At 65.8% G+C, this 8,812-nt stretch carries 14 protein-coding genes; 8 read left to right on the top strand and 6 right to left on the bottom strand.

The annotated features are described in order from the left end of the window. The 3 genes from VFZ97_20290 to VFZ97_20280 form a co-directional block, all read left to right on the top strand. Window positions 1–1,221, top strand: a 1,221-nt coding sequence (locus VFZ97_20290; GenBank protein ID HEX6395777.1) for a CoA transferase, incomplete at its 5' end; no start/stop codon positions are given. A gap of 22 nt (window positions 1,222–1,243) precedes the next feature. Beyond that, window positions 1,244–1,495: a type II toxin-antitoxin system CcdA family antitoxin gene (locus VFZ97_20285; protein HEX6395776.1), complete on the top strand. Its 252-nt coding sequence runs from the start codon at window positions 1,244–1,246 to the stop codon at window positions 1,493–1,495. After that, the gene (locus VFZ97_20280; GenBank protein HEX6395775.1) at window positions 1,492–1,878 is read left to right on the top strand and encodes a hypothetical protein; all 387 of its coding nucleotides are present in this window, start codon (window positions 1,492–1,494) and stop codon (window positions 1,876–1,878) included. The genes VFZ97_20285 and VFZ97_20280 overlap by 4 nt, the downstream gene beginning before the upstream one ends. Before the next feature lie 111 nt (window positions 1,879–1,989). Here the strand turns inward: VFZ97_20280 and VFZ97_20275 are convergent, their stop codons facing one another. Further along, window positions 1,990–2,412, bottom strand: coding sequence for a hypothetical protein (locus VFZ97_20275; GenBank protein ID HEX6395774.1), 423 nt, complete (start codon window positions 2,410–2,412; stop codon window positions 1,990–1,992). 179 nt (window positions 2,413–2,591) lie between these two features. Between VFZ97_20275 and VFZ97_20270 the strand changes: the two genes are divergently transcribed. Beyond that, window positions 2,592–3,476, top strand: a complete 885-nt coding sequence (locus VFZ97_20270) for a DUF222 domain-containing protein (protein HEX6395773.1) — start codon at window positions 2,592–2,594, stop codon at window positions 3,474–3,476. On the opposite strand, the gene VFZ97_20265 is transcribed toward VFZ97_20270, so the two are convergent. The 3 genes from VFZ97_20265 to VFZ97_20255 all read right to left on the bottom strand — a co-directional run bounded on the left by VFZ97_20265 (window position 3,410) and on the right by VFZ97_20255 (window position 4,622). Beyond that, on the bottom strand, window positions 3,410–3,706 hold the full coding sequence (locus VFZ97_20265) for a hypothetical protein (protein ID HEX6395772.1): 297 nt from the start codon (window positions 3,704–3,706) through the stop codon (window positions 3,410–3,412). The two genes, VFZ97_20270 and VFZ97_20265, sit on opposite strands and share 67 nt — an antisense overlap. A 141-nt stretch (window positions 3,707–3,847) precedes the next feature. After that, complete coding sequence (locus tag VFZ97_20260) at window positions 3,848–4,111, bottom strand: DUF1059 domain-containing protein (protein HEX6395771.1); 264 nt, start codon at window positions 4,109–4,111, stop codon at window positions 3,848–3,850. Window positions 4,112–4,166: 55 nt separating this feature from the next. Further along, entirely contained in the window at window positions 4,167–4,622 is a 456-nt protein-coding gene (locus tag VFZ97_20255) for a carboxymuconolactone decarboxylase family protein (GenBank protein HEX6395770.1), read from the bottom strand. Window positions 4,623–4,724: 102 nt separating this feature from the next. Between VFZ97_20255 and VFZ97_20250 the strand changes: the two genes are divergently transcribed. The 4 genes from VFZ97_20250 (at window position 4,725) to VFZ97_20235 (ending at window position 7,426) form a co-directional block, all read left to right on the top strand. Continuing rightward, window positions 4,725–5,606, top strand: coding sequence for a sigma-70 family RNA polymerase sigma factor (locus VFZ97_20250; protein HEX6395769.1), 882 nt, complete (start codon window positions 4,725–4,727; stop codon window positions 5,604–5,606). A gap of 127 nt (window positions 5,607–5,733) precedes the next feature. Beyond that, on the top strand, window positions 5,734–6,519 hold the full coding sequence (locus tag VFZ97_20245; protein ID HEX6395768.1) for an SDR family NAD(P)-dependent oxidoreductase: 786 nt from the start codon (window positions 5,734–5,736) through the stop codon (window positions 6,517–6,519). A 119-nt stretch (window positions 6,520–6,638) separates the two neighbouring features. Continuing rightward, entirely contained in the window at window positions 6,639–6,956 is a 318-nt protein-coding gene (locus tag VFZ97_20240) for a metalloregulator ArsR/SmtB family transcription factor (protein HEX6395767.1), read from the top strand. Next, a complete protein-coding gene (locus tag VFZ97_20235; GenBank protein HEX6395766.1) occupies window positions 6,953–7,426 on the top strand; it encodes an SRPBCC family protein in 474 nt (157 codons plus the stop codon). Before VFZ97_20240 ends, VFZ97_20235 begins: the two co-directional genes overlap by 4 nt. Window positions 7,427–7,592: 166 nt before the next feature. On the opposite strand, the gene VFZ97_20230 is transcribed toward VFZ97_20235, so the two are convergent. Continuing rightward, window positions 7,593–8,594, bottom strand: coding sequence for a sigma-70 family RNA polymerase sigma factor (locus VFZ97_20230; protein ID HEX6395765.1), 1,002 nt, complete (start codon window positions 8,592–8,594; stop codon window positions 7,593–7,595). Continuing rightward, the coding region (locus VFZ97_20225) for a hypothetical protein (GenBank protein HEX6395764.1) at window positions 8,591–8,812 on the bottom strand (222 nt) is incomplete at its 5' end. The genes VFZ97_20225 and VFZ97_20230, both read right to left, overlap by 4 nt.

Below are 8,812 nucleotides of genomic sequence, written 5' to 3'. Positions count from 1 at the left end.
GCCTTACTATTCCGGACGATGCCCGGACCGATGGAAGGGATTCGAGTCGTCGAGCTTGGGATGTGGGTGGCGGGCCCTGCGGCGGTGGCCATCCTCGGGGACTGGGGCGCCGATGTCGTGAAGATCGAACCTCCTGAGGGTGACCCTTTCCGCGGCCTTCTGTCGGCTCTGGGAGCGGGAGACACGAGCCCTCCTTTCGAGCTCGACAACCGCAACAAGCGCAGCATCGCCCTCAACCTTTCCAAAGGGGACGGCCGCCGGCTGGCGGGTGAGCTGGTCGACGGGGCGGACGTTTTCGTGACCAACGTCCGCGGCGCGGCCCTTGAGCGGGCCGGGCTCGACTACTCAACGCTTTCAAAACGAAACCCACGCCTGGTTTACGCCATGGTCAGCGGCTACGGCCCGGAGGGCGAGGAGAAAGACCGTGCGGCATACGACGTCGGGGCGTTCTGGTCGCGAGCCGGGGTCGCCGCCGCCCTCACTCCTGAAGGCGCTGATCTGCCGTACCAGCGCGGCGGCATGGGCGACCACATGGCGGGCATGGCCACCGCCGGGGCGGTTTCTGCCGCTCTGTTCGCCCGCGAGCGGACAGGTGAGGGTCAGCTTGTGTCGGTTTCGTTGCTGCGGATCGGCATGTACATGGTGGGATGGGATGTGAGCATGGCTCTGCGTCTCGGCATACCGACTGTGCCGATGACCGTCAAAGGCCCGCCGAATCCGCTCATCAATGCGTATGGCGCTCGGGACGGCCGCCGGTTCTGGCTACTGGGTCTGCAGGGCGACCGCCACTGGCCCGACCTGATCCGGGCCGTCGACCGTCCGGAGTGGCGCGAGGACCCCCGCTTCGTCTCGATCGAGTCGCGTTGGAAGCACAGCGCCGAGCTGGTGAACGAGCTCACCGAGATCTTCTCCTCGCGCAGCCGCGACGAGTGGGGGGAGATCTTCGACGCCGAGGATGTCTGGTGGGCTCCGGTGCAGCATGCCCACGAGACTGTCGAGGATCCCCAGGCGCGCGCCGCTGGTGCGTTCGTCGAGGTCCCGACCGCTGAAGGCGAAGATCCGGTGACGATGCTCGCCACTCCGGTGGATTTCAGCGGCACTCCTTGGGCGCCGCGTTCCATGCCGCCCGAGTTCTCACAGCACACCGAGGAGGTTCTGCTGGAACTGGGCTATGACTGGCCCACGATTATTGAGCTCAAGGATTCTGGAGCTATCCCGTAGTCCCAGTGTGTATACTATGCGCATGGCGAGGGTGAACATCACGATGCCCGACGAACTCTACGATCAAGCCCGAGAGAGCGGGCTCAACGTCTCCCAGCTCGCCCAGCGCGCCGTAGCAGCGGAGTTGGGCCGTTTGGCCAAGATCGCAGAACTCGACTCCTACCTCGCCGAGCTGGATGCGGAGCTGGGACCAATCAGCGAGAGTGAGCGCGCTGAAGCCGGGGCATGGGCCGACAAGGCCTTCGGCCGGTCCGGCCGCCGACATTCGGCGTGACGGTCGTCCTCGACTCGCACGGCCTGACGAGCCTGGCGCACAACAGGGCCCGACTCGAAGAGCTCAGGCGCCGCGGAGAGTGGCCCGCAGTAGTCCCGGTCATAATCCTGACCGAGGCTCTGACAGGCGATCACCGCCGCGACTACTTCGAGAACCGGCTACTGCGGACCTGTGACATCAGGACAGTGGACGAGCTGCTGACACGGTCGGGTGCGAAACTGAGAGCCGGTTCGCGAAGCCGCCGAACCCCGTCCGCCGTCGACGCCATAGTTGTGGCTGTCGCCGACGACGTCGGCGGCGCCTTCGTGGTCACGAGCGACCCAGCCGACCTTCGCTCTCTAGCGGATCAGACCAGCAATCCGGTAACAGTCGTTTCGACGTGATCAGGTGTCTCGAAGTGACCTGATGCACGTCCGTCCCGCCCGACACCCCCTGGGATCCTTCGCTGCGCGAGATCATGTCCCAGCATCGCCGCGCGCTCTACGAAGAGCAGATCAGAAGGGTTCTTCTAAGCGCAATGGTGCAGCAGTGAGGTTCTGGCCGCCGATCCTTGCTCGAACCCTGTCCGGAACTCGGCCCTCCGGTGGTGGTCCAGAGAGCTCTTCATCTCTTGTGAGCGACCGCCAGCACATCGTTGAAGAAAGAGCCGCATCGTCAACCACGAAGACCTCCCGAACCCAATCGTCGGCGAGGTAACAAAGGCTCTCGAAGGTTTCTTCAGCCGATACGACCTCATTGAGCAATTCAGCCGTCACGTAGACGCGATCGCCGCACGTCTTCAGGCACAGCACAAGGCGCGGGCGTTGAGCGACCTCCCGCTTCAATGCAAGCGTACAAGTGGGGCAATCGTCGATCCAGGTCCAGCCATCAAAAGGCCGGTCGATATCCTCGTGCGCTATCCAGGGACCCTCTGTCATGGCAACTCCTTGTATTCGTGCCGCTTGCGGAGCGCCGTTTGGGCCGGCGAACGAGCCAGCCGCGGAACCTACAGAAGGGATGGGACGGGTTCGGAACCGCGAGACGCGATCCGTTGTTGTCACACCCCGTCCGTAAGGTGGTACACGCCTCGAGACCGGGCTGACGGTTTCCTCTCTGATTGGTTCGTTTGCGGGAGGTTGCTTTGTCGAGCTCGATCGTCGCGGCTGCGGCGGCATTGCGAGAAGCGCTGTGCGGGTTTGATCCCGGCGTGTTCTCGGGTGACGACTGCGCGCGGATCGCCGAGGAGCTGACAAAGACGGAGAAAGTATGCGCAGGAGCCGGACGCTTGGCGGCGCTGCGCGCATCGGAGTGCAAGGCGCATCAGGCTCGCGGTTTCAACGACGCCGCCGATTGGCTGGCCAAGCAGACCGGCACCACCCCCGGCCAAGCTCGCAAGTCCCTCACCAACGCCGGCAAGCTCGGCGATCATCCCGACACCCGTGACGCGCTGCTCGCCGGCGAGGTGTCGATGGACCAGGCGGGCGAGATTCTCGACACCGCCGGCGAGGTCCCCGGCTCAGAGAGGGAGCTGTTGGACCTTGCCAGGGAGGGTGACCTCCGCCGGCTCAAGGAGAAGGCCCGCGACGTCCGTCTCGAGGCGATCAAGCCCGAAGAGCTGCACCAGCGGCAGGTCAAGGCCCGGACGTGCCGGGCGTGGCGCAACGACTTCGGCATGATCGCCTTCACGGGCGTGCTGGCTCCGGAGACCGGTGTGCCGTTCCTGACCCGCCTCGAGCGTGAGGCCGACCGGTTGATGAGAGCGGCCCAGGAGGCCGGCGGCGAGGTCGAAGCCTGGGACGCTTATGCAGCTGATGCCTTTGCGCTACTCGTTGGAGGGGCCGACGGCTCAAAGCCTCGCCCCGGACAGACCGACCTGACCATCGTGTGCGACCTACGAGCCTGGCGCCGAGGTCACGCGCACGAAGGCGAGCCCTGTCACATCCTCGATGCGGTCCGATACCGGTCGACCTGGCCAAGGAGCTTTCCGAGGACGCCTTCCTGAACGTCGCGGTTCACGACGGCTTCGAGATCGGCAAGTTCGCCCGGCTGGGGCGGCACATCCCTGTAGCCCTGCGAGCCGCCCTGGACCTGGGCGACCCGCCCGACTTCACCGGCAAGAAATGCGCCGACTGCGGGGACCGTCACCGGCTGCAACTCGACCACGTCGACCCGGTCGCCAACGGCGGCCCCACCAGCTACAAGAACCTGAAGCCCCGTTGCTACACCGACCATCAGGCCAAGACCGAACGAGACCGCCAGGCAGGGCTCCTCGGCCCGAACGCTCCCCCACCGCCGAACGCGTCGTAAGAGCGGTTCTTCACATCGACCATCAATCCCGGGAACGTGCCGGCTTGAACGTCGGAACTGTTCTTCTCAGTCCGCGGCAGCGTCCACGCCCGTCCTGTGATCGGGACGGGCGGCGAACTCCCGCTTGGTAGCCCTGTACCAGCCCATGCCCGAGATGGGATGGCGCCACCTTCCCTTCATCTCGTTGTGCGCGCTTGCGTGGGTCTGGTCGCCGCCTGCGACCATCTCCTTCAGGTGCTTGTCCTGTGCCTTGATGATCTCGTCGGCGGTGCTTCCACGATGAGCGAGGTCACACGGCCCACCCAGGTCCTTGCATGTCATCGTCTTCATGAGTTGTGTTTCCCTTTCGGATAGAGGTATCGGGTAGAGGCAACGGACGCGACCGTTACCAGACCACACCCGCGGGCTGCTTGGTGGCGCCGTTGATCCGATTGAACAGATTGGTGGTGGCGATCCACAGGACCAGCCCGGCGAGCTGCTTCTCGTCGAAGTGCTTGGCCGCCTCGTCCCACACGCTGTCGGGCACGGCTTCATCGCGGTCGGCGATGCGAGTCATCGACTCGGCCAGGGCCAGCGCCGCCCTCTCCTCGTCGGTGAAGAGGGCGGTCTCGCGCCACGCGGCCACCGCGAAAATCCGCTCGTCGCTCTCGCCGGCCTTCTTGGCGCTGATCGAGCCGCTGTAGACGCAGGGGCTGCAGCCGTTGATCTGGCTGGCCCGTAGATGGGCGAGTTCCATCGTGGAGCGAGGCACTCCCGCGCTGTAGGCCGCCTTGATGATCGATTGGATCCCCTTCATCGAGTCGGGGAGCAGGTTGGCTGGGTTGTCGATTCTTGCTGTCATGCCCTCTCTGACGCGTCGCTGCGTCGATATGTGACAGCACGGCCGGGCTGGTCCGCCGGCTTGTGTCACATCCCGGGCTCCTCGCGCATCATTGTGGATGTGATGGACGAGAACCTCGCCGCCCAGTTCGAAGCCGACCGCTCGAGACTCCAATCCGTCGCCTACCGCATGCTCGGATCGATCACCGAGGCGGAGGACGCGGTGCAGGAGACGTGGATCCGGCTCAACCGTTCGGACGCGCAGAGCATCGACAACCTCGGCGGGTGGCTCACCACGGTCCTCTCCCGGGTGTGCCTCGGGGTGCTCCGCTCCCGGCGGACCCACGGCGAACAACCCCTGACAGAGAGCGACCAGCCCGAGCCTGACGGGGCCGGTCCAGAAGACGAGGCGGTCCTCGCCGACGCGATGGGCCCGGCTTTGCTCCTCGTGCTCGAGACCCTCGGCCCGTCGGAGCGCCTCGCGTTCGTGTTGCACGACCTGTTCGCAGTCCCGTTCGAGGAAATAGCACCGATCGTCGACCGATCTCCGGCCGCGGCGCGGCAGCTGGCCAGCCGGGCCCGCCGGCGGATCCAGGGGACCGACGAGGTGAACCCGGGTGACCGCCGCCGCCAGCAGGAGGTGGTCGAGGCCTTCCTGGCCGCGTCCCGTCGCGGGGATTTCGAAGCCCTGGTCACCCTGCTCGATCCGGACGCCGTCCTCCGGGCCGATCGCGCGGCCGTGAAAGCAGCGACGGCAAACCGCGAAAAGGGAGCTCCCCTCCTCGCACCCGAAGTACGTGGCAGCCGCGCCGTGGCGGACGCACTGGTCGGGCGCGCGCAGGCTGCGCAGCTGGCTCTAATCGAGGGCTCGCCCGGAGCGGTGTGGGCGCCGGGCGGGCGGCCGCGGGCCATATTCGCCTTCCGGGTCGTCGGCGACACTGTCACCGAAATCGAGATCGTCACCGACCCCAGCGTCGTTGCGGCTCTTGACGTGCAGTTGCTCTGACGATTCGAGTAACCCCGACAAGCTTGTGACTTCCGGCCGACCCAGAACCCACATTGGCATTCAAAATGGCAATGTCGCCTCATAAGAATCCCGGAAGCAGTGCGGCCCACCTATGGTTCTCGCCACCATGGCTGACAACACTTTCCCGATCCCGTACGCCGGCCACGACCTGACCGGCCGGGTGGCGCTGGTGACTGGTGCGAGTTCGGGGCTGGGGCGTCGTTTTGCCGTCACGCTCGCCGCCGCCGGGGCGTCGGTGGCAGCGTGCGCACGAAGGACCGACCGCCTCGAGGAGCTCGTCAAGGAGATCGAGGGCCGAGGTGGACGTCCGATTGCTGTCGGGCTGGACGTCACCGACGCGGATGCGATCACATCGGCCGTGCAGCGCGCCGAGGACGAGCTGGGCACGGTCGACATCCTCGTCAACAACGCCGGCATTCCCGACGCCCAGTACGCCACCCGCATGCCGCTCGACCTGGTCGACCGGGTGATCGACACCAACCTTCGCGGCCCATGGTTGCTGTCCTGCGAGGTGGCCCGCCGACTGATCAAGGCGAAGAAGCCAGGGCGGATCGTGAACATCTCCTCGCTCGGGGCTTTGACCTACAGCGGCGGCGCGGCGGCCCTGTATTCGGTAACGAAGGCCGGCGTCATCAGGATGACCGAGGCCCTCTCCGCGGAGTGGGCGAAGTATTGGATCAACGTGAACTGCATCGTCCCGGGGTCTTTTTCCTCCGAGATGATGGACGGAATGATGGAACGAGTCGGTTTCAGGCCCGAGCAAGTGGGGCCTCGCGGGCGGATGGGCGACCCGGCCCAGCTCGACAGCACCCTGCTGTACCTGGTGGCCAAGGAGTCCGAGTTCGTCAGCGGCGCGGTCATCCGGGTCGACGACGCGCAGGGACCCCGCTGACGCGGCCCGTGCCGCGACTGTCAGCGAAGCGGTCCCTTTTCTGTGACAACGGATTTCTCCGTGTTTTCGACTCGATGGGAATGACGTCCCGGTTGGTAAGTGTAGACTGACGGTCAGTCATGGCTTACCGAGGTGCGGCGTTGCTGGCTCTGGGCGATCCCACCCGGCTCGCCATACTGGAACGCCTGGCCGACCGACCCAGTGCGGTGGTCGATCTGGCAAGGGAGCTCCCGGTGAGCCGGCCGGCCGTCTCGCAGCACCTGCGCGTCCTCAAAGACGCCGGGTTGGTGTTCGACGAGCCGGTCGGCAACCGCCGCATCTACCGAGTCGACCCGGATGCGCTGGCCGAACTGCGCGACCAGCTCGACCGGTTCTGGAGCAAGGCGCTGGCCGCCTACGAAGCGACCGTCGAAGAAAGAAGGCAGGAGGAACGATGAGCCAACAGCCCGCGGCGACAACGGTGCGCCACTCTGTCGAGGTCAACGCGCCGATCGAGGAAGCGTTCAAGATCTTCACCGAGGACTTCGGTCGGTTTAAACCCCCCGAACACAACCTGCTCGGGGTGGAGATCGCAGAGACCGTCTTCGAACCTCGAGTGGGCGGTTACCTCTATGACCGGGGTGTCGACGGAAGCGAATGCCGCTGGGCGCGCGTCTTGGCCTACGAACCCCCGCATCGGGTGGTGTTCAGTTGGGACATCAACCCGTACTGGCAGATCGAATCCGACCCCGCCAAGACCAGCGAAGTCGAGGTCCGGTTCACGAGCGAATCCCCACAGCGCACCAGTGTGGAGCTCGAGCACCGAAACCTTGATCGCCACGGCGAGGGCTGGCAGGGTGTCCGGGAAGGCGTGGACGGGGACCAGGGGTGGCCGCTGTATCTGCAGCGGTACGCCGGGCTGTTTTAGCGTCGGCGGTCGACGGGCCCGGCGGGCTCGGTCGTGGGTTTTCCGTGACAAATGGATTCTGCGGGACAATCGGCCCGGTTCAGGTCGCGCTGGTTACACAGAAACGAGTTGTACCGAATTTCCTCTGCAGCGTCGACCGTGCGGCGCGAGACGGCAGCGATTGATTTCACCGGTCGAGTTGAGTCGGAAGCCCCAACTGGAAAAAGGAAGCGTCGGTGAGAAATGCGGTCACTTCGGCAATTAGCGATCCGCGCAGCGTGACGATGTTGAGACCGTGTGCCACGCACGTCTCGTACTTCTCGTCCCACAAGTAGCTGGCAAACGCCAGCTGTCCATTGGCACGAGTAGGCAAGAGGCGCCAACGGCCTCGCATCACCGCGGATAGCGGGCTGCTCGCGAAGAACTCGCCGATCGCCGCTGCGCCCCGGAACCACATCGCGTAGGGGGGCATCGTCAACGCGGCGTCCTCGGTCAGCATGGCGACGATCGCGTCGACGTCGCCGCGTTCCCAGGCGTCGACATATCGAGCGGCGATCGACGCAACCTGCCGGTCGCCGACGGACCGCAGCGTTGCCTGCTGGCTCACTGAGGGTCGTTTCGACGCGACGGTCTTGTGCGCCCGCTGCAACGAGCTGTACACCGCCGTCGCGGTCAGGCCCAGCACGTCCGCGGTCTCATCACCCGAGAACCCGAGCACGTCCCGGAGGATCAGCACGGCGCGTTGAGTCGCCGGAAGATGCTGCAAGGCGGCAACAAACGCCAGCTCGATGTCCTCCCGCGCTTCGTAGGTTGCTTCCACCGTGGGGTAAGGCTCGATCCATACCGTTTCGGCCAGCGGCGTTCCGAGATCACTGTGAGGATCGGTGCCGGCCGGGCCGTAGTCGATCGGCAGCAACCGCATCGGCCGGCGCTGGACGGCTTTGAGGCAGGTGTTGGTGGCGATGCGGTAGAGCCAGGTCCGCAGCGAGCTGCGGCCCTCAAAGCGGGAGATGCCGCGCCACGCGTTCACCAGCGCTTCCTGCAAAGCGTCCTCCGCGTCGGTCGTCGAACCGAGCATCCGGTAGCAGTGGGCGTGCAAGTCGGCCCGGTGAGTCGACACCAGCCGGGCGAAGGCGTCCTCGTCGCCGGCGCCAGCCGCGTGGATGAGTTCCTGCTCCGTGGCGGTCACAAGCATCCAGTCTTCAACTCCCATAGCGCTATTGCTCCAGATACGGGAGACGCCACGACGCTCCGCCATCCCTGCGAACCTTCGCGGGGCTCGAGGAGAACCGATGCCCCGAGTCGCCCAGCCCGCTCCGTTGCCGCTCCGACGTCCTCCACGACCGCGTATGGCACCCATTGCGCCGGCCGGAGCCCGCACTCCACGATCCCGCCACCCACCCGGTC

This window comes from Acidimicrobiales bacterium (assembly GCA_036378675.1).
Lineage (GTDB): Bacteria > Actinomycetota > Acidimicrobiia > Acidimicrobiales > Palsa-688 > DASUWA01.
This window is presented reverse-complemented; position numbering and strand designations above follow the sequence as displayed.

Coding starts and splice junctions, on each gene's coding strand:
- VFZ97_20285 (HEX6395776.1), top strand. CDS start 1,244: ATGGCGAGGGTGAACATCACGATGCCCGACGAACTCTACGATCAAGCC.
- VFZ97_20275 (HEX6395774.1), bottom strand. CDS start 2,412: ATGACAGAGGGTCCCTGGATAGCGCACGAGGATATCGACCGGCCTTTT.
- VFZ97_20265 (HEX6395772.1), bottom strand. CDS start 3,706: ATGGTCGGTGTAGCAACGGGGCTTCAGGTTCTTGTAGCTGGTGGGGCC.
- VFZ97_20260 (HEX6395771.1), bottom strand. CDS start 4,111: ATGAAGACGATGACATGCAAGGACCTGGGTGGGCCGTGTGACCTCGCT.
- VFZ97_20255 (HEX6395770.1), bottom strand. CDS start 4,622: ATGACAGCAAGAATCGACAACCCAGCCAACCTGCTCCCCGACTCGATG.
- VFZ97_20250 (HEX6395769.1), top strand. CDS start 4,725: ATGGACGAGAACCTCGCCGCCCAGTTCGAAGCCGACCGCTCGAGACTC.
- VFZ97_20245 (HEX6395768.1), top strand. CDS start 5,734: ATGGCTGACAACACTTTCCCGATCCCGTACGCCGGCCACGACCTGACC.
- VFZ97_20240 (HEX6395767.1), top strand. CDS start 6,639: ATGGCTTACCGAGGTGCGGCGTTGCTGGCTCTGGGCGATCCCACCCGG.
- VFZ97_20235 (HEX6395766.1), top strand. CDS start 6,953: ATGAGCCAACAGCCCGCGGCGACAACGGTGCGCCACTCTGTCGAGGTC.